The organism is Bifidobacterium favimelis, assembly GCF_037963085.1.
GTDB lineage: Bacteria > Actinomycetota > Actinomycetes > Actinomycetales > Bifidobacteriaceae > Bombiscardovia > Bombiscardovia favimelis.
On record NZ_JBANDZ010000001.1, the window covers coordinates 742,647 to 766,908 of the forward strand.

Below are 24,262 nucleotides of genomic sequence, written 5' to 3' on the forward strand. Positions count from 1 at the left end.
TACGGATGGTCCGGCTGGATGGCCGGCCTGATTGTGTGAAGGTGTTATAGATGGCTCTACAAGATGTCGATCCGGAGGATCTGGCACGGAATGTGGTTCTCAGCGTGGCCGACAAGGCCTCGCAGGTGGGCGACCTGATTTCCGGCAAGGAGTTGGGCGACGGGGTCTTCGAATACCGTTTCACCTCGCACATCACGGGATATGAGGGCTGGCAGTGGTCGGTCACCCTCTACCACGACCTGGAGGGGGAGCAGTGGACGGTCGATGAGTCCTCACTGGTCCCCGGCGAGGGCGCCCTCATGCCTCCTGCATGGATTCCCTGGAAGGACCGCCTCCTTCCCAGTGACTTCAGCGTGACCGATGCCATGGGGACGGAGCCGGGCGACCCCCGCCTGGAAGACGGATTCGGTCATAGAACCGACCGGGGCCAGGCCACACGCACGGCGGATGGAATCGTCAATCCCGGCCTGCCTTCGGATGCGGGGGACGAAGGCGCAGAAACGGATCAGGGCGGCGGTGCCGATGGCCAGGCGGGCGGGGCCGTCTTCACCGACAAGGACGCGGACCGGACGGAGGATGGCGAGACCCCGGCCGAGGGCGCAGAAGGGGGACAGTCGGCGGAGGACGGGCAGACTCCTGAGACCTCCGATGAGGACCTGGAGGAGGCGGTGGAGACCTTCCGCCTGTCCCGCAGGCACGTGCTCAGCGCAGAAGGGCGGGCTGAGGCGGCCAAGCGTTGGTACGAGGGCCAGCACGGCCCGCGGTCACTCTCTACCCGCACAGCGGATGGACACACCTGTGACACCTGTGGGTTCATGATTCCCCTTCAGGGGGAATTGGGGACCATGTTCGGCGTCTGCGCCAACCGTTGGAGCCCCGACGACGGCAGGGTGGTCTCCCTGGACCACGGCTGCGGCGAGCATTCCGAAATCGAGCCGCCCGAAGAGCCCTCCCTCTGGGTCCAGTCCAAACCCGCCTATGACGACCTCCATATCGACGTGGTCAAGCAGAAGCCCCGTGAGGAGAGCCCCGAGGTGGAGCTGATAGAGGAACTTGCCGGCGGGGAGGACGAGACGGGGGCCAAGACCGCGCAGGAGGATTCCTCCGACGAGGAGGGGGAGACCATGACGGTGAGGACAAGGTCCCGCCGTCGCTCATCCCGCACCGGGCGGTGAGCCCGGACCTTTCCAGCTCCATCCGCAGGGGCCGTGGGCGGCTGTCCTACCTGGACCGGACCTGAAGAAGTCAGGGGAGCGGGGCTGCCGCATGGCCTTCCGGAAGGGCCTGAGACCTGCTGTCGGGCCTGTTTGCGTTCAGAGCGCAATCGCCAGGTGCCCGTGAATAAACGTCACCGCAAATCTGTAGAGTGAGTAGCAGTCTCAAGGGAAGGACAAGTATGTTCGAACGGTTTACCGACCGCGCTCGGCGTGTGATTGTGTTGGCCCAGGAGGAGGCCCGTGCCCTCCAGCACAATTACATCGGCACCGAGCACCTCCTGCTCGGTCTCATACGGGAAGGCGACGGGGTAGCCGCCAAGGCCCTGGCATCCAAGGGAGTCGAATTGGAAGCCACCCGCAAACAGGTCGAGGAAATGATCGGGAAGGGCAATGCGGCCCCCAACGGCCACATCCCCTTCACCCCCCATGGCAGGCAGGTCCTGGAGCTCTCCCTGCGGGAGGCCCTCCAGCTTGGCCACAGCTATATAGGCACCGAACACATCCTCCTGGGCCTCATCCGCGAGGGGGAGGGCGTCGGCACCCAGGTCCTCATCAAGATGGGTGTCGATCTGGGCGACCTGCGCACCACGACCATCGACATGATCCGCGGCAGCCACGAGGGTGAGGAACCGGGCAAGGGAGACCTGGCCAACGCAGGCGGCGTGCAGGGCAAGAGCAGCCAGACCGGGTCGGCCATCCTTGACCAGTTCGGCAGGAACCTCACCCAGGAGGCAGCCGACGGCAAACTCGACCCCGTGATCGGACGCAGCCGCGAAATCGAGCGCGTCATGGTCGTCCTCTCCCGCAGGACCAAGAACAACCCGGTCCTGATCGGCGAGCCCGGCGTGGGCAAGACCGCCGTCGTGGAGGGCCTGGCTCAGAAGATCCACGAGGGCGACGTCCCTGAGACCCTCAAGGGCAAGCAGATCTATTCGCTGGACCTTGGTTCCATGGTGGCCGGTTCGCGTTATCGTGGCGATTTCGAGGAGCGCCTGAAGAAGGTCCTCAAGGAGATCAAGACCCGCGGCGACATCATCCTCTTCATCGACGAGATCCACACCATCGTCGGGGCCGGTTCGGCCGACGGGGCCCTCGGCGCCTCCGATATGCTGAAGCCCCTCCTGGCAAGGGGCGAACTCCAGACCATCGGGGCCACAACCACTGACGAGTACCGCAAGTACATCGAGAAGGACGCGGCCCTGGAGCGCAGATTCCAGCCCATCCAGGTGCCCGAGCCCAGCATCGCCCAGACCATCGAGATCCTGAAGGGCCTGCGCGAGCGGTACGAGAACCACCACCACGTGACCATCACGGACGGTGCCCTCCAGGCGGCGGCCGAGCTCTCCTCCCGCTACATACAGGACCGCAACCTGCCCGACAAGGCCATAGACCTGATCGACGAGGCGGGCGCACGCCTGCGGATCAAGCGGCTGACGGCCCCTCCCGAGCTGAAGGAATTGGACGCCAAGGTGGACAAGATCTCCTCAGAGAAAGATCAGGCCATCAAGGACCAGGACTTCGAGAAGGCCGCGGACCTACGTGACCGTCAGGAGAAGTTGGAGACCGAGCGCAAGGAGAAGGAGAAGGCCTGGCGCCAGGGGGAGTCCGACGTCAAGATGGTCGTGGACGAGGACGTGATCGCCGAGGTGGTCTCCTCGACCACGGGCATCCCCGTCTTCAAGCTCACCCAGGCCGAGTCCAAGAAGCTCCTGGGGATGGAGGCCGAGCTCCACAAGCGGATCATCGGCCAGGACGAGGCCGTCTCGGCACTCTCCCGTTCCATCCGCCGCACCCGTGTGGGTCTCAAGGACCCCAAGCGGCCTGCGGGCTCCTTCATCTTCGCCGGCCCCACCGGCGTGGGCAAGACCGAGTTGGCAAAGGCCCTGGCCCAGTTCCTCTTCGACGACGAGAATGCCCTGATCCGTGTGGACATGTCCGAATTCTCGGAGAAGTACGCGGCCTCCAGGCTCTTCGGCGCCCCTCCGGGGTACGTCGGCTACGAGGAGGGCGGCGAACTGACCGAGAAGGTCCGCCGCAAGCCCTTCTCCGTGGTCCTCTTCGATGAAATCGAGAAGGCCCACCCCGACATCTTCAACACCCTCCTGCAGGTGCTGGACGACGGCCATCTGACCGACGGCCAGGGGAGGATGGTGGACTTCAAGAACACCATCATCATCCTGACCACCAACCTGGGCACCCGCGACATCGCCAAGGCGGCCAACACCGGCTTCAATGTGTCCGGGAACACGGAGACCTCCTACCAGCGGATGAAGGACCAGGTGACCAGCGAACTCAAGCAGCAGTTCCGGCCCGAGTTCCTCAACCGTCTGGACGACATCATCGTCTTCCAGCAGCTGACCGAGCCTCAGGTCAGGCAGATAGTCGATCTGGACATCGCCCAGCTCAACGACCGTCTCTTCGAGCGCCACATGTCCCTGGACCTGACGGACAGGGCCAAGGACCTCCTCGCCGAGAAGGGCTTCGACCCCCTCCTGGGTGCCAGGCCCCTGCGGCGGGTCATCCAGCGCGACATAGAGGATGCCGTCTCCGAGAAGATCCTCCTGGGCGACCTGACCGACAACGAGTCGGTCAAGGTGGATGCCGAGGGAGAGGGAATCCTTGGGGAGTTCACCTTCACCGGCGAGCCCTTCCAGGGCGGTGACGGCAAGGACGGAACCGGGTCGGACAAGGAGCCGGAACTGGTGGGCGCCCCCCTGGTGGCGACGCCGGATGTGGATCTGACCCGTGATTCCGACCAGATGGAACGTCAGGCCCCGACACCCGATGACGGGCCGGCTGCAGAAGAGCAGGCCGGGACCGAGGGCGGCGAGTGATCCCGGACGGGACCGGGTGCCTTCGGTCGGGAATCAGACCGGCGGGCAGCCGGTCCTGATGATTCCGGCAGAGGGATGAAAGCGACCCGATGGTTTGAATAGGGGGAGGCGACCCATATGGGGCCGCCTCCCCCTCTCTGTATCCGAGAGGCCCGGTGCGGTCTCGCAAGAATGCCCACGCAGACATGCAGGTCGATTGCGCAGATCGGATCCACCTGCCGGGCGGACGCAGCTGGGGTGGGGCCGCCGCCGTCCGGGACCTCCGTCAGACCAGGGCCAGGAGGAGGATGGCCGCTGCATAGGCGGCGACCAGGCCTATGAAGAGGCCGTCCTCACCCCTCACCTTCATCAGACGATAATGGGTGCGTCCGTGACCCCCCTCGTAACACCTGGCATCCAGGGCCTGGCCCAGGTTGTCTGCATGACGGAGGGCGGCGGCGAAGACCGGGACGACGATGGCGGCGCAGGCCCGGGTCCTGTCCGAGAGGGAGCCGGTCTCGATGCTTCCCCCCCGGGCGGCCTGTGCCTCCATGACCTCATGGAGTTCGTGCCCAAGAGTGGGGATGAATCTGAGGGCCAGGGAGAGGACCAGGGAGATCTCGCTTGTGTGCACCCCCAACCTCCCCAGCGGTCCCAGGAGGCTCTCGAAGGCATCGGTCATCTGGGTCGGTGTCGTCGTCAGTATCAGGACGGCCCCAAGGACGAGGACCAGGGCCAGTCTGCAGGTATAGATGAGCGCCACCCACAGGCCGTCACCTGTCACCATCAGGGGGCCCCATCTGACCAGGACCCTCCCCGTTCGCGTCACCAGGAGATTGAAGATTGCCAGGAAGGGCATGAGGTAGAGGAAGGCCCTGAGTGAGCGCAGGAGATGACGGGCTTTGATGCCGGACAGGGCGGTCACCGCCAGTGTGGCCGCGAACCCGGCCGCCAGCTGCAGGGGGGAGCCGATCAGAAAGGCCGTCAGCATCATCGCAAAGAAGGTCACCATCTTGACCCGGGGGTCCAGGCGGACCATCAGGGGGAGGCGGTCCCCGGAAACGTCCTGTCGGCCTGCCCCTCCGGTCCTTCCGGCCTGGCCGGTCATTGCCCCCTGTCCGGTTCGGGAGGGCCGGCGCGTATGGACGGAGGTGTCGGCGCCGTCCTTGCCGCCCCGGTGCTCTTCCTGTGCCGGGTGGGGGGCCGTGATCAGATGTCTGTAGTCCCGGAGAACCTCGTCCACGTCCCCTTCGGCCACGACCCGCCCCCTGTCCAGGAGGAGGGCGCAGTCAGCAAGTCTCCTGACCTCATCCTCGTCATGTGTGTTCATGACCATGGTCACCCCCCGCCGGTGGAGGTCAGCCAGGAGGTCGAGTATGCGCCGCCGGGCCAGGGGGTCGAGGTTGGCGGTCACCTCGTCCAGCACCAGGACCCGGGGCCTGCAGGCGATGACACCGGCTATGGCCACCAGACGTTGCTGCCCTCCGGACAGGTCGAAGGGGGACCGGTCGGCCAGGTCTGCGATTCCGAGGAGGTCCAAGGACCGCCTGACACGGACCTCCACCTCCTCCTGTGACAGACCCTGGTTGACCGGGCCGAAGGCCACATCCTGGAAGACGGTCTCGGCGAAGAGCTGGTGTTCGGGTTTCTGCATGACATAACCCACCTGACGGCGCAGGAGGCGGAGCCTATCCCTGGCTCCGGAACGGGTGTGCGTCCCCTCCTGATGGCCCACGTCGATGCCGGCCACCTTCAGGTGCCCTCCGGTGGGTGGGATCAAGGCGCAGATGAGACGTGCCAGGGTGGATTTGCCGGACCCGTTGGGTCCCAGGACGGCCATGGTCCGCCCCCCTGCAAGGGTGAAGCAGACGCCGTCCAGAACCGGACCCGACCCCTCGCTGAAGGTGAAGGTCAGATCCTGGCAGTCGATCTCGCCCCCCTCATGGCCGCCAGCGCCATTCGGACCGGTCTTGCCGTCCAGCCCGGTCCCGCCGTCCAGACCGGTTCCGCCGTCCGGTCTGGACCCGCCCCCGGGTCCGGACATGCCGACAGGGCCGGCCGTCGCACCCTGGCCGGCATCCTCCACGTCGGCTCCGGTGATTGCACGATTTTCCGGACCCGGGGGGATGGGGGCCCCCGGGTGTTCGCCGGTCAGTCCCATGGAGGTCAGGACCTGTGCCGGATCCCCTTCCGCCTTGATCCGTCCATGGTCGAGGACGATCACCCGGTCGGCCCGGGCGGCCTCTTCGGTCAAATGGGTTATGTGGATGACGGTGCCTCCGGCCCTGACCAGCCGGTCCATGATGGCGGCCATGTCCGCCCGCCCGCCGGCATCCAACATGGCGCCGGGTTCATCCATGATCAGCATCCCCGGCCTCATGGCCAGGGAACCGGCTATGGCCACCCGTTGCTGCTGTCCGCCGGACATGAGGGTGGGGTCATCGTCTGCCCTCTCCTCCATTCCGACGGCTTTCAGCGCCTGCACCACCTCGGTTTCCATCTGGACGCGGGGGGTGGAAAGGTTCTCGGGCCCGAAGGCCACGTCATCCTCCGTTACGGTTGTGACGATCTGGTCCTCCGGGCTTTGAAAGACCATGCCGATCCGGTGGCGGGCCTGTCGGTAGGCCTCCGGATCGACCCTTGAAGACCGGTCAGGGGAGTCGTCGAAGACCCTCCTGCCCATGAGCTCCACCCGCCCGGAGTCGGGGGCAAGTGCCCCTCCCAGAAGGCGGCCCAGGGTGGACTTGCCCGATCCGTTGGCCCCGAGTATGCACAGGTGCTCCCCCCGGGCCACCTCCAGGCTTATGTCGGACAGGGCCCAGGTGGCTCCTGCGTCATAGCTGAATGAGACCCGGTCCAGGAGGGCCAGGGGTCCGGTGTCGGCCCTGTCGTCGCTCTGTCGGTCCATCGGCGTCCGTCAGCGGTTGACCAGGACCGAAATCGGCTTGTATATGAGGAATGTGACGATGCCGTTGATGGCGAACTTCATCAGGTTGAAGGGGAGGAGGACGGGGACGATCATGGCCAGGACCTGCTTGAAGGTCATGTGGGCATAGAGGGGGGTGATGACCACGTTGCACAGGATGGCGGTGACGAGGGCGGCGACGGCCCCCACCAGGATGCCTATGACGGCCCCCTTCATGGTGCGCATCCGCTTGTAGATCAGGGATGAGGGAAGGCTGAGGGCCAGGGCCACCAGGATGTTGATCAGGGCGCCGAAGGGGTTGCTGAAGAAGTGGGGGATGAAGCCCAGGATGCTGACGATGGTGGCCGCTGCGGGGCCGAAGGCGAAGCCGGAGACGAGGACCGCGATCCCCGAAGGGTCGTATTTGAGGAAGGAGGCCAGGGGGAAGGGTATGGATACGTAACTCAGGACCATGGTCAGTGCGACGAAGAGGGCGTAGATGGCGATGCGACGGGTGGACCAGCGCCCATCGGGGCCGCCCTTGGTGGAGTGGGACTGCCCTTCCGGGACCTTCCTGTCGGAATCACCGGTCTTGCCGGCGTGTGAAGACATGCTCATAGAAGCCTCGTTTCTTCCATCCGGACTTTTACCGTTGGCTTCGGACTTTCACCGACATCAACCGCCTGGGCGGGTCGCGGGCTTCCGGCTCGACCGCCGGTTACCGCCAGTAAGGACTTTCACCTTCCCTGAAACTGACGGTTTCAATCTATCAGCGGTCCCCGGGAGCGTCAACAGCGCCACCCTCCTGGCGGAGGTTACATCCCGGTGTCACAATGGAAGGTATGACAGAACCCATGAAGAAGACGGCCATGGTCGTCGTGACCTACAAGAGGCAGGAACTCCTCTCCAACCTCTTCGATTCGATACTCGAGCTGACCGTGGCCCCCTGGCGGATTGTGGTCGTGGACAACGAGGGGTCCGAGGACACCCGGGCAATGGTCCAAGACTTCTCCGAAAGGGTATGTGCACGGTGGGGCAGGACCATCATCGATGCCGAGGGCGGCGAGGACAGGGTGGTCTACAGGCCGCAGGCCAGGAATCTCGGGGGCTCCGGCGGTTTCTCGGCCGGCGTGGCCGCGGCCTACCGGCTTGGGGCCCAGTGGTTCTGGGTCATGGACGACGATGTCGAGGTCCTTCCGCAGGCCCTGGAACGTCTGTCCAGGTGGGCCGGGGATCACGAGGTCATCCAGGGGTCCCGTCTGGACTACGACGGGGGACCCTTCTACTGGCAGTACCACTTCATCGTCCCCCTTGGCATACCGGATCCCGTGGCCCCGGCCGATTTCGGTCCATCCGGCTTCCAGTACATGGACACCATGTGCTTTGAAGGGGCCCTCTTCTCGCGCAGGATCGTCGACCTGATAGGTCTTCCCGACCCTCGTTTCTTCATCTACTGGGACGACACCATGTATGGCTACCTGGCCAGCAAGGTGACCAGGCCGATCGTGGTCAAGGACGTCATCATCAAGAGGAGCAGGCAGATAGCCAACTGGGACATTGCCGGAGTCCGGCAACTGAACTCCACCTCGGACATGAACCGTTACCACATCATGCGCAATCGGGGGTACATGGCCCGCTACTTCATGGTGCACGGGGACTACCGACCTCTGGCCTTCGCCCTGGGGACCCTGGCCACGGCGGCCAAGGAGGTGATCCGCCTCCTGGCCGTCGACCGTGGGAACATCATGACCGGCATCCCCAAGATCATCATGGGGTGGAGGGACTCCCGCAGGCTCATGCACGACCCGGATTGGAGGCCCATGCCCCCGCTGGGAGGCGCGAAGGCGGGGAGGGGCTGATTCCCGGAGCCACCCAACGCTTCCAGGCGGACCGCCGGCGGACCGTCAGCCCAGGTCGGCCCCCCGCCGGTAGTAGTCCATGGACGACACCGGGCCGTCGAGGCTGAAGATGCCGTTTTCATAGACCAGCCTGGTGGTGGCCGTGTTGTCCATTCCTGGGATGTCCACCTCCTCGTCGAGGAGGACCAGGAGGAGCTGCTGGAGGCACATGCCAGAGCTGACCACCAGGACGTTCCCCCCTCCCTGTGAGGCGGCGGTCCGGGCGATGCCGGTGACGGCGGAAAGCATCCTGCCCTGCACCTGGGCGGTGGTCTCGGCCCGGTCCTCATCGGCCAGGCCTGCCCGGTAGGGGTCCTCTTCCAGGTCCATCCTGTGGAAGGCGTCCTGCATGTGCTCGGTCACGTGCCGGCCGTAACGCTCGACGGCTTCCTGCCAGGTGGCCAGGCCCAGGGTCCGGGCCACCAGGGGGATGATCTCGTCCTCCTCACGCCCTTCGAAGCTGCCGAAGTTGTCTTCACGCAGGTCGGGGATGACCTCTATCTGAACATCCCCGTTCCCGGAGTTGTCCAGGGCCTCCCGGGCCGTGTCATAGTGGCGTGTCAGGTTGCCGCAATAGGCGGAACGGAAGCGGATGCCCCGCAATCCCCGTCCGAAGGTCCTCACATCCTCCCGCCCCTGCCTGGTCAGGGGGAAGTCGGACCAGCCCTGCATCAGGTGCATTACGTTGGCGGTCGTCCTGCCGTGCCTGGTCAGGTAGAGCGTGACGGGGGCGGAATCGACTTCCTCCGGGTTCCCGCCCGGCCGCCTTCCTGACAATCCCTGCCCTGGCTCCTTTTTCGGCTCTTTTCGCTCACCTGTCTGTAGACTCATGGATTTCACCATACAGGCAAGCTCGGCCACGGCGGTTCGTAGGCTGCGGGCCTGACCTGTGCAACCGTGTCAGGAGCGGATGAAACGGCCCCCGTCCCCCCAGAGCCAGGTGCCTGCGCCGGCCCCGATCTGGAAGTTCAACTTGGCTATACCCAGGTCGACCAAGGAGCCCGTCGAGACGGCAGGGTCCAAACGGGCGACCGCGTCTGAGCGGACAGGATCGTAGGCGAAGAGGACCGGTTGGCCGTTCATGGCCGAGGGGGCCTTGGCGGCCGCCTCCACCCCTGCCTTGAACCAGTCAGGGGCCTGGTCGCGGGCGTCTCCCTCCATGGGGGCCGTCAATTCCTCATAGGTCTTTGAGGGCCGGTGGGTCCGCTGGCGCTCGCAGAGGGCCTCATAGTCCTGGCTGCCGTAAGCCGCCTCCGTCTTGGAGGGGCCGATGGTGATGGCCAGGTAGAGGTCCTGGCTGCCGGTCACCCGGCAGTGGCTGCGGGCCCGGTCGGCATCCCAGCTTCCGGCCACCCACCCGGTCCCCAGGCCGTACAGGGTGGCGGTCAGGACCAGCCTCTGCCCGTAGAATCCAGCCTTCTCCAAGGACTCCGGGTCGCCCTTTGGGCCCACCAGGGCCAGGTAGTTGGAGGCGTTTGCCAGGTGGCCGGAGGCGTTGTCGGCTGCAAAGACGTCAGGATGCCCCTGGACCAGCTGGATGTCCAGTCCGCTGAGCGTGTTGATGGCGTCGATGGACGACTCCAATTGGCGGGCGGCATCCGGGTCGATGGGGTCCGCGTCGTAATGACGGGTGGTGATACGTACGTTGAGCGCGTCGATGAGCTGTGTATGTTCTGACATGCTTCCATTATCCACCCTCGCAGGTCCGGCGGGAGCGGGCAGGGAAGTGGGCCGGTCCGGGTCCTGGGTTCCATGGTCGGCGGATAGGGTACAATTCCAATCGTGCCGCTAGGAGATTCCCGAAACAAGGCGAAGGAGCAAGAATGATACAGACAGCCCAGGCTTTCGGAGTTGACATCGGCGGTTCGGGCATCAAGGCCGCCCCGGTCGACCTGACCATAGGCGACTTCGCTGAGCCCCGCAAGAAGATCCTCACCCCCGAACACTCCACCCCGAAGGCCGTGGGGGAGATCGTCAACAGACTTCTGGAGTCCTTCGAGGTCGGTGAGGACATCCCGGTAGGCATAGCCTTCCCGGCCCCCGTCAAGCCCGGGCGCCCCCTGGGCTTCATAGCCAACCTGGACCAGGACTGGGTGGGGACGGACGTGGAGGCGGAACTCTCCGATGCCTGCGGCCGCCCGGTCACGGTGATCAACGACGCCGACGCCGCAGGCCTGGCGGAGGTCCAGTACGGCGCGGCCAAGGGTCAGAAAGGGCTGGTCATAGCCACCACCCTGGGCACCGGGATCGGGACAGCCCTCATCTACAACGGGGTCCTCATCCCCAACAGCGAGCTGGGCCACCTGGTCCTGGACGGGAAGGACGCCGAGAAGTACGCGGCCTCCTCGGTTCGTGACCGCAAGAAGCTCAGCTACAAGAAGTGGGCGGGACGCCTGACCAAGTACTATCGCCTCCTGGAACATTATTTCAGCCCCGACTACTTCGTCGTCGGGGGAGGGGTGAGCAGGATGAGCGAGCGCTTCCTCCCCTACGTCGACATCGAAACCCCCATCGTGCCCGCCTCCCTGCACAACCAGGCCGGCATCGTCGGCGCGGCCTACACGGCCGACCTGCGCCAGAAGCACCTGGGTTGACAGGGGGCGTCAGACCGCCGATGAGCCGGCCCAGCAAGGTCCAACCCCCACGTTTCTCCCGCAGGACCGGTCCTGCCTCCCCGAACCCAATCGCCCTGGCCGAAGCCGGGGCGGCGGCCGGGGGGAGGCCCCTCGAGCGTCTCAACGACTCGAATCCGACCAGGTTCGGTCTTGCCCCGGATTTCCTGCCGCAGGAATACCGGGCCGAACCCAGGGGGCCGATTGGGGCCAGGAGGGCTTTGGCCGACCACCTCAGGGACCTGGGTGATGAAGGTGCCGTCGACCCGGAACGGACCTACCTGCTCAGCTCCACCTCCCAGGCATACTCCTGGTTGTTCAAACTCCTCTGCGATGCCGGCCAGGCCATCCTGGAGCCAAGGCCCGGCTACCCCCTGGTGGAGTCCATCGCCCGCCTGGAGTGCGTTGACGCCCTCCAATACCGACTGGCCTATGACGGCTCCTGGACCATCGACCTGGCCTCGGTCAGATCCCTCCTTGAGCAGGAGGGGGGCCGAATCAAGGCCCTTGTCGTCATCAACCCCAACAACCCCACCGGATCCTATCTTCACCCGGAGGAAAGGGAGGCCCTGGTCGGTCTCTGCCAGGAATACGGACTGGCCCTGATCGCGGACGAAGTCTTCTTCGGCTACCCCCTGGAACCCCTTCCCGGCCGACGGAGGTTGGCGGGGGAGGACAGGGTCCTCACCTTCGCCCTGGACGGTTTTTCCAAGATGCTGGCCGCCCCCCACGCCAAGGTGGGATGGATCCGGGTCTCCGGCCCCCGGGACCAGGTCGGGCAGGCCCTGTCCCGTTTGGACGTCATAGCCGACGACTACCTGCCCATGAGCCAGATCCTGGCCGACAGGATGCCGTCCATGCTGGCGCAGGCCGCAAGGCAGACCGCCCGGGTCCGCGGGAGGGTGACAGGCAACCTGGCCCTTCTCAAGGAGCTCCTGAATCCCGCCACATCCTGCATATCCGTCCTTCGGGCCGAGGGTGGGTGGAACGCCCTCCTGCGCTTCCCCTCGGTCATCGATGAAAACGCCCTGGTCTTGAGGTTGATAGACGGGTATGGGGTGACGGGGCAGCCAGGTTATTTCTTCGACATGCCCTCAAACGGGTACATGGCCCTCTCCCTCCTGCCCGAAGAGGGGCGGTTCAGGAGGGGCGTCGAGTGTCTTTCCCTTGCCGTCGACGACCTCCTCCATTGAAGCCCCGCGACCTTAGGATACCGGTGGACTGCAGGCGCGGCCCGGCCTGGCCTCGCACCGTCTGTCCTCTTGCTCATCCGTCACCTCCGGTCCCATGCAGGGGCCCCTTCCGGGAGGCAGGCGGTCCGTCAAGGGCAGAGAACCCAGGAACCCACCAGGCTGGAGGTGAAGGGGTCTGAATCCTGGCAGATGACCAGGGTCCAGATGAGTGTGAGGAAGACGCCGGTCAAGGTGGCCAGGACGAGGAGGACAGGAATCAACCGGCCGGCCCATCCGGAATTCAGCCGGCCCCGCCCGCCGCCGTGACCGCCATCCATCTGGGCGGCCGTCACCTGTTCGGGGCGGCCGGTGGTGGCCGCGCAGATGGCGCAGATGGCGACCAGGGCCACCATCCAGCTGAAGTCGATGGCGTATCGGCAGGAGAAGCCGCCGATCCAGGCATCGAAGACCATGACCAGACATGCCGTGCACAGGGCGGTGAAGGTCAGTCCCCTGACCTGGTGCCGTCGCAAGGCCCTTCTGATTCCGGGGAAGAGGAGGGCGGCCAGCCCGATCAGGAGGGCGGGGTTGAGCGTCAGCAGACCGCCCACCCCGGGTTCCGTGTACTGCCACACGGGCATCGGTGCCGGTGACAGTTGCAGATAGGGGAAGGCGGGTATGAACGAGAGCGGTTGGAAAAGGTAGTAGACGATCAGGGTCGGCAGGTTGCCCAGAGGTGGTCGGTAGGTGTTCAGGTTCGTCACCGTCAACTGGTACGTGTTCCCGAAGTCGAGGGGGGATCCGAACCTCCACTGGTTGTATGCGAGCAGGGGGGCGATGACCGTGGCCATGGGGAGGATGACGGCTGCCACCGCCTTGAAGGAGGCAGCCGCCCCCGCCGGTGGGCGGCCGGGGACGGCGTTCTTCCCCCTGAACCAGGAGGAGATGCTGCAGGCCGCCGAGCGGGCTATCAGTCCGATTTCCCGGCTGAATATGGGCAGGGCCAGTATGCCGGCGAAGATGAAGGGCTGCCGGCTGGCCAGGTTGGCCGTTATGCACAGGGTGCCCGCCGCCAGCCGTCCCAGTGAGAGGGTGCAGGCGGCCTGCCGGGAACCACACGGCTGTGCCCCGTCCCCGTTCACCCGCTTCCGTCTTCCCTGAATGAGGAGACGTTCCGGAAGGGGGTCCCTGACCGTCCAGGGCCGGGTCGACGGCCGTCCTGTGCTCCCGCCCCCTGGCCTTTCCACCCGACGGGCCCCCAACCAGAGACAGAGCCCCGCCATGGTCAGCAGGAAGGAGCCGTCAACCGGAATCGTGTAGAAATTCCGCCGGTTCCACAGGAGGGTCAGATCCGAAGCCGTCAGGAAGACCAGGATGCAGATGGCGGTGGTGGCCAGGGAGGCGGAGGGGAAGAAGCGTGAAACCAGTGCGACGACGAAGAGGACGGCCAGGATGGTGGCCGGACCGAGCATCAGGGCTGCCGCCGCCGCTGGGGGGAGCATGAGGCCGCCGGGTACGAAGAGGGAGGTGACCGCGCGGTAGGGCAGGAAAAGGAGGAGGGCCGGCAGGACCCCGAAGTAGGAGTACCAGTGTCCCTTGTAGTAGACATAATCCCAATAAATCGGCGCCTGGTCCTGGGCCAGGAGCCTGTTGCGGGTGGGGATGTCATAAGGGTTGGCGGCCATCCTCAGCCCAGGGGCCTGCTCCATGTCCAGCCAGGGGCGGCCGGCGAGGAGGGAGTCGGCCAGGTGGGCGTACTGGTCGAAATCGTAGGTGTAGGAGTAGGGCTGCTGGAATTCCATATGGGTGAAGGAGGAGACACTGGTGATGAAGATGGTGGCCGCCCATAGGATGACCGGGCTCATCAGGAGCCAAAAGGCCACGCGCTGACCCTTCCGGGCCGTGTCCAGCCTGGTCCGCCACAGGCCCCAGGAGGGCAGGAAGGCGAGGATGAGGGCGGCCAGGGCGGCCATGGTCAGTATCCGGAAGGGGCTTATGTCCAGTGGGACCTGGGGGTTGACTCCGATTGAGTCGATGTCGATCAGGGATCCGATGGGTTCCTGGACCCACAGCCGGGCGGAGCGTGCCACCTGCCTGTCCCTACCCCCAGCGCAGTCAGGGGGAAGGGTCTTGACCCGCAGGTAGTGGCTCCTGGGCAGGTACGAGATCACCTGTCCCTGTCCCCCCTTGGTCCAGGTACTGCACCCCTGATAGAAGAGGTCCACCCTGACCTGGACCTGGTTGACGACTTTCAGGTTCCTGGCCGTCGAATCCTCCAGCCAGTGGTTGCCTGCCTCCACCCCGGCGAACCGCACCCGGGTGGGGGGGAAGTCGGTCTGCAGGTAGGAGGCCGTCGGGTCGCTCACCTTGAAACCCCCGTCGGTCTGCCTTTCCAAGCCCGGGCCGGGGGTGACGGCCGAGGGGTCCGCCGTGTACCCGGTGGACCCCAGGGTCTGCCAGTGGGCCAGGTTGAAGGCGAACAGCTCGGCGAGGATGATGAGCAGGAGGCAGACGCCCGTCTCAATCCTTCTGTTGACGCGGATTCGACGGGTGGGGAGGGCTTCTTTCACGTCTTTATTCTATAAGCGACATGTCTGGATGAATTGGGACAATTGTGAACATGTCTAGGAGTATGCAGGGATCGGGCGAGGCGGGAAGATTCGGCAGAGGGGCCAGGTCCTTCTGGCAGGGCCTCGTGGACCGGACCGCCGACATCCTCCCGGGGGTGTCGAAGAGGAAGAGGTCCGAGTCCGGCAGGGAGGATGATGGTCTGCCGGACCCCATCATCCTTGCCCTCTCCGGGCCTGATCCCGGTGAAGACCGTGTCCGTCGCTACCTGCAAACCCACAGCCGGCCGGTGTCTCCGGTAGTCAAGTGCCATGCCCTGCATGGTTTCGAGGGGCTGCCCGACGGGATGGAACCCGGCTGGGTGCAATGGCCCGAGACCAGGGGACGCTTCTTCTCCCTGGGCTTCTTCACGGGGCACAGGCGGTTCACCCAGGTGGCCCTGGCCGACGACCGGGGGAGGGTCTTCCCCGGCAGCAGGCAGGACATGGATGTACAGGGGGTGGAGGCGGCCTTCCTGCTGGGCAAGGAGCAGGATGTCGACCTGCCTTACGGGCGTCGGTTCGGCCGACGGACCCCCGACCCCCAGGCCCCCGTGGTCAGGGCCCTCCAGGGCGACATCGCCGGACGCGACTCGGGCGGCCATCTCTGCTGGCTGGCCTCATGGCTGAAATACGACAACCGTTACACCCTGGAACAGATGAGGCCCGACCTCCCGGCAGGCCTCAGATTCGACCTGGAGTTCCGCGACGCGGTGGCGGTCTCCTTCTTCGCCACCTACTTCCTTCCCCGCCTGCATGGCGGGTTCACGGGGTTCGGTGCGGGCAACATCTTCCGCCGTCTCAACAGGCAGGCCCCCCTGAGGGCCATCCGGGGGAGCGTGCAGGATGCCGCCGCCGCCAGGTCAAGCGGCCAAAGGGTCTCCGGTCTGGAGGACCTCTTCACCGATCTGATGAAGGAGGCCGGGGCCCTGGATCCGGCCCCCGGGCTGGAGGCCGTGCACGGTTCCGAGCCCCTCCACCTGTATGCCTCGTCATATTCCGGCGGATACTTCCTCACCTGGAACACGGGCCTCGAATTCCAGGCCGCCCTCCGGGCCCTGAAGATCGAGGGCAACCTGAACCGATTCGCCCTGGTCAGCTCCTGGCTGGAACGCAACTCCCGCCTGGGGGTCTACCCTACAGAAGACAGCGTCACCAGGGTCCAGGCAGCCCAGATAGACCAGGCCCTGATGGCGGACCCCGCAGTCGCCGCCCTCCTTCGCGAGGGGGACTACGATGCCGGTTTCGACCTGCTCCGGGACGACGGTCGCCTGGCTCTCAACAAGTTGGTGGACAAGGCGGCTGCGACCGCGGCCCAGGTCCGCCGTGACGCCCCTCCCGCCCTTCCCGTGGAAAAAGGGGACCAGGACCGGCAGGTGTCCAGGTCGGAGTGGGTCTATAGGCAGACCTTGGCCGGGCTTACCCGCAGCCTGCGCCTTCCCTTCCGCTACGACCTGGAATTCAGAAGCAACCTGGAGGAGGGCCGGGTCGCCATGGTCTTCACCAGCGCCGGCCGCACCATGATGCCATCCGACCGCTATGACGGCGGACGCAGGGCCTGGGTGGTGTTGGATGCCGACCACAGGGCGGCGATGAGCGCCGACTACAACCTCAAGGTCGGTCTGATCCTGGCGGCCCTGGCCTTCGGCACGGACCCATCGATCGCACAGGTCAGCCTCCTCATGGAGTCGGTCGGCCTGGAGGAGGCCGTGGACGAGCAGAACAGCGCCATCCGGCAGATGATGGGCCAGGCCCTGGAAGCCTTCGAACGGATGAGGTCAGGCGAGATGGGCTCCACAGGGTCCAAGGCCGACCCCAAGGACGGGGACGTCCACGGAGACCCCACCCACCCCATAGCCAATGAGTCCATGTCCCGGTCCGACGAGGCCCCTGCCGGGGGATCGGCCCCTGTGGCCGGGGCCGACGAGCCGGGGGCCTCTTCCTCCGATGAGGCCTCCTCGGATCCCGGATCCGCACAGGGCCAGGTCCGCGGGCCCGAAGACGGAGGGCCCTCCGGCGCGCAGGCTGATGGCGGCGGGGAGGAACCCGCCGACAGGGTGGACAGCAGTGACATCAACAGGGAGTTCACCGACCTGATGAAGGGGGTGGACCTCGACGACATGTCCTTTGCGGCCCCCGCCCTCCCCGGGCAGGACCAGGCCGGCCAGGGGACACCCGTACAGGGGGATGGGACGGACCGACCGGCCGACGGGGGAGGGGAGGAAGACCCCATGCAGTCCCTCCGCCGGAATCCCAGCGTGCGCAACCTGGTTTCGGTCACTTTCACCCGGGAGCTCTTCCTGTCGAAGATAAGGCAGGAGGGATTGAACGAACCGAAGGGGATCTACCGCTTCTTTGACGCGGCGATGAAGGTCGGTGCCGATGGGGGTCTGGAACCCGTGGACACGGACCTGGTCGACATCCAGGATGCCCGTTACGCCCCCGAGCATGCCCAGGAGGAGCCGGAGTTCTGCGATGAGGTCTTCACCCCCCAGGCCGCGGCCGCCCTCGGGGCCGATCGGGCCGTGGGGCTGTCCATCCAGAGGGCGGATCTCCTGCAGAGGGCCATGTCGGAGTTCCGCCGCCTGGCTGCCGACCAGGAACTCTCCGCTGCCGCCAAGGCCCAGGGGGCCACAGAGGTGATCAGGAGCATCGGCGATCCCGAGTTGGACCAGCTCTCCTCGCAAGTGGCCAGCGCCATGATCGACGAGACCGAGGTCCCCGATTTCGATTTCGTCCTCTCCTCCCGCCTGGATGCCGAACGGGTCAAGGCCAGGGACCTCCTCTTCTCGGGCTCGACCGACCAGGCCCTGCAGACGGAGGGTGATGCGATCGACCGCCTGGATGCCCTCTTCGCCTCCGGGGACAGGGTCCCACGCTACTTCAACTCCTATGCGGAACGGGTCGTCTACAACCGTCTTTTCGCCACGCCGGGCGAGCACACCCTGCTCATACCGGACAACCTCTTCTACGCACATCTGGAGATAGCCGACATCCTGACCCAGATGAAGGAGACGGACAAGGCCCTCAAGCACCTGAACGCCATGGTCTCCTATGCCCCTGCCTACCCCCTGTCCCACCTGAAGCTGGCCGTCCAGCTGGCCATGGACGAGGACTGGGATTCGGCCCGGGCTGCCACTCTGAACGCCCTGCGGGTGGCACTGGACAGGGACGATGCCTCCTTCGCTTACTACCGTCTGGCCTATGCCTCCTGGATGAGGGACGAATTCGATGTGGCTGCCGCCGCTTACATCATGAGCGAGCACATCAGCCCAGGCCGGCTCAGCACCTTGAAGGAGGAACTGGCGGAGTTGAACGGGAGGGCCGAGGCCCAGTGCATCCCGGTGCCGAAGGACTACGACGAGGCCCGACTGGTCCTGCATGAGCATGGCCTGCCGGTCTGGCCCCACACCGAGGTGGCCTCGATCGTGCGTGAGGCGGCCCGGGTCTGCGTGGACGGGGGCCTGTTCGTACCCGCCCGGACCCTGTCAATGGCGGCGGCACGCATGAACGACGACGATAATGAAGGTGTTGATGTCGTACAAGCACAATTCATGAGGTCGCTCAATGCGTGAAGAAGAAACGGAACAGGGAGGGGGAACCCCCTCCCGGGTCGAAGACCGGGCCGGACAGACCCCCCGGATCGGCAGTGACGAATGGATATCCGCCCTCCAGCCGGACGATTCCGATGCCCTTGGCCTGGGGGAACTGGACGTATCCTCACTGGATGCCGGGCAGGCCCAGCGACTCTGGTCCCGCCTTGCCGCCTGGGTGGAGTCGGACCAGGTGGCCTATTACATAGACGATGCACCCGTCTCCTCGGATGCCGCCTATGACGCGCGGATGCGCTGTCTGCAGGCCTTGGAAGCCCAGTTCCCCTCCCTGGACACCCCCCAATCCCCCACCCACCGGGTGGGCGGGACCTTTTCGAATGACTTCGCCTCAGTCCGTCACCCCTCCCAGATGATGAGCCTGGACGACGTCTTCAGCACCGACGAGCTCCGCCAGTGGTATGACGGGGTCCGCAGGGATCTGGACTGGCCCGATGACAGGGCCCTCCCGATGACCAGCGAGGTCAAGATCGACGGTCTGGCCCTGAACCTCCTCTACCACAACGGGGTCCTGACCCAGGGGCTGACCAGGGGGGACGGGGTGACGGGCGAGGACATCACGCTGAACGTGCGCACCATAGGGACCATCCCCCAGAACCTGGCCGGTCCCCGCAGGGACATCCCCGAGTTCGTGGAGATCAGGGGGGAGGTCTTCATGCGGTTCGACGACTTCAACGCCCTGAACGAACAGCAGGAGGCCGAAGGGAAGGCCCCCTTCGCCAATCCCAGGAACGCGGCGGCCGGTTCCCTCCGTCAGAAGGACCCCAGGGTCACGGCCGGCCGCAAGCTCAGCTTCTACGCCCACGGACTGGGAACCTTGCGGTGGGGACGGGCCCATCCCAAAGGGACCCATGACGAGGTGATCGACCAGTCCCAGGCTTACGACCTCTACCGCCAGTGGGGCATCCCGGTCTCACCCCACAACAGGATCGTGACCTCCTTCAACCAGATCCTGGACATGATCGATTACTACGGCCAGCACCGCAACGACATTGAACACGCCCTTGACGGCATCGTGGTCAAGGTCCAGGACAGGGACCTCCAGCGCAGGCTGGGCGCCACCTCCCGGGCGCCGCGATGGGCCATCGCCTACAAGTACCCCCCTGAGGAGGTCAACACCGAGCTTCTGGACATCACCGTACAGGTGGGCCGGACGGGGAGGATCACCCCCGTGGCCATCCTGAAACCGGTGACGGTCGCCGGGTCGACGGTCTCGAGGACCACGCTCCACAACGCATCCGAGGTCAAGCGCAAGGGGGTCCTGATCGGGGATACGGTGGTGGTCCGCAAGGCCGGGGACGTGATCCCCGAGCTGGTGGGTCCCGTCCTGGAACGCCGCAAGGGGAGGGAGAAGGACCTGCGCGAGTTCACCATGCCACTCACCTGTCCCAGCTGCGGGGCCCGTCTGGCCCCCGCCAAGGAGGGCGACGTCGACATCCGCTGCCCCAACGTGGAATCCTGCCCGGCCCAGCTCACCGAACGTGTGATCCACATGGCCTCTCGCAAGGCCCTGGACATCGAGCACCTGGGCGAGCAGAGCGCCATAGCCCTGACCAACCCGGAGGAGAACAGGCCCGACAGCGTGGACGTGTACGCCCCTGACCTGCGTGAGGTCCTGGTGGACCAGGGTGGGCAGTCCTCCGTCTACCGGCCGGCCCCCGGCCTGGAGCTGCCGGCCCCGCAGACCCCCGTACTGACCAGCGAAGCCGGTCTTTTCGACCTGAAGGCCGAGGACCTCCGGGATGTGTACGTCTGGCGTGAGGTCCCCCTTGTGGAATCGGTGGAATCCGACGGGAACCATGCCGGCCCCTCCAAGCGCCGGGCCGGGGGGAGCGGTCTGTGGTACCGGGTGCCCGCCTTCTACAACCTGCCCAAGGCCTCACAGGAGCCCCAGGCCGGCGGTGCCATGAACGACCATGCCGACCGGGATGCGTCCCGCGACCCGCTCTCGGGTCAGAAGGGGGCCGAGCCCTCCAGGAACACCCTGCAGATGCTTGACGAGATCGACAAGGCCCGGCATGCCGATTTGTGGAGGGTCCTTGTGGCCCTGTCCATCCGGCATCTGGGTCCGACCTCGGCAAGGGCCATTGCCAGCCGCTTCCCCTCCCTTGATGCCGTCGAACATGCAGGTGTGGAGGAGCTGTCGGACCTGGACGGGGTGGGGCCGGAAATCGCCTCCTCCATCGCTGACTGGTTCAGCGCGGCCCGCGAACCCGGCGACTGGCGGGGGAAGATCCTCGACGCCTGGCAGGCGGCCGGGGTCGGCACCCATGTCGAGCGCAGCACCAAGCCACAGACCCTGAAGGGTATGACCGTTGTCGTCACCGGCAGCCTGGAAGACTTCTCCCGTGATTCCGCCAAGGAGGCCATCGTCGAACGAGGGGGGAGGGCATCCGGTTCGGTCAGCAAGAAGACCACCTACGTGGTCATCGGAGCCAATCCGGGGTCGAAGGCCGAAAAGGCGGAGAGCCTGGGTCTGCCCACCCTGGATGAGGCGGCCTTCCACCGGCTCCTGGAAACAGGCAGCCCGGATGAGGGGGATTCGCAGGGGGGAAGGCGGTAGGACTCTTCGCAATATCCGACCAAACGGGCCCTGGCCGTGGACTTCCCCAAGCGTTAGGGTGGGCGGCATGGGCCAAGAGCAGGACAGAGCGGAAAAAGATGGGACGCCGGCCGGCGGTGTGACGGATTGGGATGACTTCCCGCGCAGGATCAAGGGTGAGGTCTTTGAACGCCTGAGCAAGGTGATAGATCCCGAGCTGGGGCGTTCCATAACCGACCTTGGCATGATCACCGATATCACGGTGGTGCCGCGCAGGGACACGGCCGAGGCCGACTACGACGTGACCGTCAGGGTGGAGCTGACCATCAAGGGCTGCCCCCTCTCCCAGAGCATCACCAACCAGATCAACGGCGTGGTCTCCTCATATCCCAAGGCGAGGCTGAACCCACATATCGATGTGACCTCCATGAGCGAGGAGAAGCTCAACAACCTGGTGGCCGACCTCAAGGCAGCCCGGCGCAGCAACCCCTTCAACAAGCCTGGCGTCAAGACCCGCATCTTCGCCATAGCCTCCGGCAAGGGCGGTGTGGGCAAATCCTCGGTCACGGCCAACCTGGCGGCCACCCTGGCCGCCCTGGGCTACGACACGGCGGTCATCGACGCCGACATCTACGGCTTCTCCCTTCCAGGGCTCTTCGGGGTCGATACCCACCCCACCAATCTGAACGGGATGCTCATGCCGGTCACTGCCTGGGGGGTCAAGCTGATTTCCATCGGAATGTTCGCAGGGGCCGACCGGGCCATCCTGTGGAGGGGGCCTCGTCTGCAACGTTCCCTGGAGCAGTTCCTGTCCGACGTCTGGTGGGGGGACCCGGATGTCCTCCTGCTCGACCTGGCGCCGGGGACCGGCGACATGGCCCTGTCCGTGGCCCAGGCCCTGCCCAACAGCGAGCTTGTCGTCATCACCACCCCCCAGCCCTCGGCCTCGGACGTGGCCGTTCGTTCGGGCCTGGTGGCCCTCCAGCTGCCCATCCGGGTCCGGGGGGTGGTGGAGAACATGTCATGGTATGAACACAGGGGGGAACGCCTCCACATCTTCGGGGAGGGCGGCGGGAAGCGGGTCTCCGACCAGCTGACGGAGGCTCTCGGCTACCCGGTCCCCCTCCTGGAGCAGCTTCCCCTCCAGCCTGAGGTGCGGACGGTCGGCGAGTCCGGACGACCTGTGGTCCTGGCACCCGATGGATCCCTGGATGACTCCGGCCTGTCGCACAGGTTCGTGGATCTGGCCAGGACGCTCATGTCCGATCCCTCCTGACCACCAGGGTCCGGGCGGGGGCTGCCGTGCGGTCTCGTCCATCCGGTCCTGTTCAGATGCCGGACGGATCACCGGAGCGAGTCGCGACGATTTTCGCCTGGTATGACAAGGAAAACACGCCCTTCCAGCAAATCCCCAGTCAGCTTAAAGCAAATTCAGGCTTTCCCTCCTATAACGTCGGAACGTGTCGAATACGAGCAGCGGATCCGATCGAAAGGGACCTGGATTGTGTATATCATCACCAATGCACTGAAGAACATCTGGAGGTACCGGGGGCGGAGCCTCCTTTTCGCCGCCACGGCCCTGTCCATCATCGCCATATGCACCACGGGCGTGCTGATCAGGAACGCCTCGGGAACCCTCATCGATGGTTACCACGGTCAGTTCGGTTCCAAGGTCACCCTGGGGCCGGACCTGGCCAAGGCCACCCCCGGGAGCACCAAGCAGCCCACGACGGCGCAGTATCTGGATTTCGGCCGGTCGGAACTCCTGCAGAAGGCCGTCTACACGGCGCACATGTCCGGAAACGTCAAGGGGCTGACCATGCTTGACGAGGAGGAGGAGGGAAAGTACGAAAGCCATTCCACGGGGAGTCCCGAGGGGATGGGGGCGATGCCCAAGTCCAACCTGGTCGGCTACGATGATCCCTCCATCAGCGAGGAATTCACCAGCGGCAAGCGCCGGATAGTGGATGGACGCAAGTATTCGGGCGACCGTGATTGCCTGATCAGCCAGCAGCTGGCCAAACTCAACCACCTCAAGGTGGGGGACGCCATCACCTTCACCAGTCTGGACAATGGGGACCCGGGCGTCCGACTGCGCATTTCGGGCATCTACGCCGATTCCACGATGAACGGCAAGGCCCAGCAGCAGTTCAAAACCCCCATGCTCAACCGGGGAAACGAGATACTCATGTCCCAGCAGGCCGCCAGAAAGCTCCCTGCCTTCGTCCGGCAGGGATATCTCGAGCCGGAGTTCTACTTGAAGAACCCCGACCAGTTGGACGCCTTCCGCAAGGAGCTGAAGGCCAAGGGGCTTCCGGACGATTTCAAGGTCAGCACGGACGAGGCGGCATACAAGAAGGTGGTGGCGCCGGTGGAAAGCCTGCGGCGTCTGGCCACCATCTTCCTGGCCCTGGTCCTGGTGCTCGGCGGTCTGGTCCTCCTCTTCCTCTGCCTGATGGCCATGCGTTCCAGGGCCTATGAGATCGGCGTATTGCGTGCCATAGGCATGAAGGGCTGGAAGGTTTCCCTAGGCATGATCACCGAGACCGTGGCCATAGTCGCCCTCTGCCTGGTCCTCGGGCTTGGGGTCGGTACGGCTGCGGCCCAGCCCCTGGCAGACTCCCTCTTGGAGGGGCAGCAGGCGAACAGCGCACAGGAGGGCCAGGCGGGGGAGGGGGTGTCGCCCTCCAACATCGTGATAGCCGGCCAGCCCACCAGTGAACCGGACGTGAAACCCGCGAAGATCAATCTGGGCATGGACGCGACATCGCTGGCCCAGATATCGGGGGTCTCCATGGGTATGGTCCTCCTGTCCAGCATGGTGGGAATGATCGCAGTCAACCGTTGCCAGCCCAGGAAACTCCTGTCGGAAGGGAAGTGAGGGGA

At 65.5% G+C, this 24,262-nt stretch carries 14 protein-coding genes and 1 riboswitch; of the genes, 9 read left to right on the forward strand and 5 right to left on the reverse strand.

Features of this window, described 5'->3' with window-relative positions; all coding sequences use genetic code 11:
- Window positions 1-50 precede the first annotated feature (50 nt).
- Both V6584_RS03065 and V6584_RS03070 read left to right on the forward strand, forming a co-directional pair.
- On the forward strand, window positions 51-1,175 hold the full coding sequence (locus V6584_RS03065; protein WP_340468964.1) for a DUF3027 domain-containing protein: 1,125 nt from the start codon (window positions 51-53) through the stop codon (window positions 1,173-1,175).
- A 221-nt stretch (window positions 1,176-1,396) separates the two neighbouring features.
- The gene (locus tag V6584_RS03070) at window positions 1,397-4,051 is read left to right on the forward strand and encodes an ATP-dependent Clp protease ATP-binding subunit (RefSeq protein ID WP_340468966.1); all 2,655 of its coding nucleotides are present in this window, start codon (window positions 1,397-1,399) and stop codon (window positions 4,049-4,051) included.
- A 265-nt stretch (window positions 4,052-4,316) separates the two neighbouring features.
- On the opposite strand, the gene V6584_RS03075 is transcribed toward V6584_RS03070, so the two are convergent.
- Window positions 4,317-6,938, reverse strand: coding sequence for an energy-coupling factor transporter ATPase (locus tag V6584_RS03075; RefSeq protein WP_340468967.1), 2,622 nt, complete (start codon window positions 6,936-6,938; stop codon window positions 4,317-4,319).
- Between the two features lie 9 nt (window positions 6,939-6,947).
- Window positions 6,948-7,553 (reverse strand): ECF transporter S component, encoded by a 606-nt coding sequence (locus V6584_RS03080; RefSeq protein ID WP_340468968.1) that lies wholly within the window; start codon window positions 7,551-7,553, stop codon window positions 6,948-6,950.
- A 4-nt stretch (window positions 7,554-7,557) separates the two neighbouring features.
- Window positions 7,558-7,693: riboswitch (FMN riboswitch) on the reverse strand.
- A 75-nt stretch (window positions 7,694-7,768) separates the two neighbouring features.
- Between V6584_RS03080 and V6584_RS03085 the strand changes: the two genes are divergently transcribed.
- A complete protein-coding gene (locus V6584_RS03085) occupies window positions 7,769-8,794 on the forward strand; it encodes a glycosyltransferase family 2 protein (protein WP_404802585.1) in 1,026 nt (341 codons plus the stop codon).
- A gap of 45 nt (window positions 8,795-8,839) precedes the next feature.
- Here the strand turns inward: V6584_RS03085 and V6584_RS03090 are convergent, their stop codons facing one another.
- Window positions 8,840-9,664, reverse strand: coding sequence for a histidine phosphatase family protein (locus V6584_RS03090; protein ID WP_340468970.1), 825 nt, complete (start codon window positions 9,662-9,664; stop codon window positions 8,840-8,842).
- A gap of 69 nt (window positions 9,665-9,733) precedes the next feature.
- Window positions 9,734-10,513, reverse strand: coding sequence for a nitroreductase family protein (locus V6584_RS03095; RefSeq protein ID WP_340468971.1), 780 nt, complete (start codon window positions 10,511-10,513; stop codon window positions 9,734-9,736).
- A gap of 143 nt (window positions 10,514-10,656) precedes the next feature.
- Here V6584_RS03095 and ppgK point away from each other — a divergent pair, with 143 nt between their 5' ends.
- Together ppgK and V6584_RS03105 are read left to right on the forward strand one after the other, a co-directional pair.
- Complete coding sequence (gene ppgK, locus V6584_RS03100) at window positions 10,657-11,427, forward strand: polyphosphate--glucose phosphotransferase (protein WP_340468972.1); 771 nt, start codon at window positions 10,657-10,659, stop codon at window positions 11,425-11,427.
- 20 nt (window positions 11,428-11,447) lie between these two features.
- Window positions 11,448-12,638, forward strand: a complete 1,191-nt coding sequence (locus tag V6584_RS03105) for a pyridoxal phosphate-dependent aminotransferase (RefSeq protein ID WP_340468973.1) — start codon at window positions 11,448-11,450, stop codon at window positions 12,636-12,638.
- A gap of 128 nt (window positions 12,639-12,766) precedes the next feature.
- On the opposite strand, the gene V6584_RS03110 is transcribed toward V6584_RS03105, so the two are convergent.
- Window positions 12,767-15,187: a hypothetical protein gene (locus tag V6584_RS03110; protein ID WP_340468974.1), complete on the reverse strand. Its 2,421-nt coding sequence runs from the start codon at window positions 15,185-15,187 to the stop codon at window positions 12,767-12,769.
- Window positions 15,188-15,237: 50 nt separating this feature from the next.
- On the opposite strand from V6584_RS03110, the gene V6584_RS03115 reads away from it, so the two are divergent.
- The 4 genes from V6584_RS03115 to V6584_RS03130 all read left to right on the forward strand — a co-directional run bounded on the left by V6584_RS03115 (window position 15,238) and on the right by V6584_RS03130 (window position 24,257).
- The gene (locus V6584_RS03115; protein WP_340468975.1) at window positions 15,238-18,798 is read left to right on the forward strand and encodes a tetratricopeptide repeat protein; all 3,561 of its coding nucleotides are present in this window, start codon (window positions 15,238-15,240) and stop codon (window positions 18,796-18,798) included.
- A complete protein-coding gene (gene ligA / locus V6584_RS03120; RefSeq protein ID WP_340468976.1) occupies window positions 18,791-21,397 on the forward strand; it encodes an NAD-dependent DNA ligase LigA in 2,607 nt (868 codons plus the stop codon). The genes V6584_RS03115 and ligA overlap by 8 nt, the downstream gene beginning before the upstream one ends.
- Before the next feature lie 67 nt (window positions 21,398-21,464).
- On the forward strand, window positions 21,465-22,652 hold the full coding sequence (locus V6584_RS03125; RefSeq protein ID WP_340468977.1) for a P-loop NTPase: 1,188 nt from the start codon (window positions 21,465-21,467) through the stop codon (window positions 22,650-22,652).
- A gap of 228 nt (window positions 22,653-22,880) precedes the next feature.
- Window positions 22,881-24,257: an ABC transporter permease gene (locus tag V6584_RS03130; protein WP_340468978.1), complete on the forward strand. Its 1,377-nt coding sequence runs from the start codon at window positions 22,881-22,883 to the stop codon at window positions 24,255-24,257.
- Window positions 24,258-24,262 lie beyond the last annotated feature (5 nt).

Excerpts from the sequence above, each read along its gene's own strand:
- V6584_RS03105 (WP_340468973.1), top strand. The coding sequence starts at position 11,448 with ATGAGCCGGCCCAGCAAGGTCCAACCCCCACGTTTCTCCCGCAGGACC.
- V6584_RS03075 (WP_340468967.1), bottom strand. The coding sequence starts at position 6,938 with ATGGACCGACAGAGCGACGACAGGGCCGACACCGGACCCCTGGCCCTC.
- ppgK (WP_340468972.1), top strand. The coding sequence starts at position 10,657 with ATGATACAGACAGCCCAGGCTTTCGGAGTTGACATCGGCGGTTCGGGC.
- V6584_RS03095 (WP_340468971.1), bottom strand. The coding sequence starts at position 10,513 with ATGTCAGAACATACACAGCTCATCGACGCGCTCAACGTACGTATCACC.
- V6584_RS03090 (WP_340468970.1), bottom strand. The coding sequence starts at position 9,664 with ATGAGTCTACAGACAGGTGAGCGAAAAGAGCCGAAAAAGGAGCCAGGG.
- ligA (WP_340468976.1), top strand. The coding sequence starts at position 18,791 with ATGCGTGAAGAAGAAACGGAACAGGGAGGGGGAACCCCCTCCCGGGTC.
- V6584_RS03080 (WP_340468968.1), bottom strand. The coding sequence starts at position 7,553 with ATGAGCATGTCTTCACACGCCGGCAAGACCGGTGATTCCGACAGGAAG.
- V6584_RS03065 (WP_340468964.1), top strand. The coding sequence starts at position 51 with ATGGCTCTACAAGATGTCGATCCGGAGGATCTGGCACGGAATGTGGTT.
- V6584_RS03115 (WP_340468975.1), top strand. The coding sequence starts at position 15,238 with ATGTCTAGGAGTATGCAGGGATCGGGCGAGGCGGGAAGATTCGGCAGA.
- V6584_RS03085 (WP_404802585.1), top strand. The coding sequence starts at position 7,769 with ATGGAAGGTATGACAGAACCCATGAAGAAGACGGCCATGGTCGTCGTG.
- V6584_RS03070 (WP_340468966.1), top strand. The coding sequence starts at position 1,397 with ATGTTCGAACGGTTTACCGACCGCGCTCGGCGTGTGATTGTGTTGGCC.
- V6584_RS03125 (WP_340468977.1), top strand. The coding sequence starts at position 21,465 with ATGGGCCAAGAGCAGGACAGAGCGGAAAAAGATGGGACGCCGGCCGGC.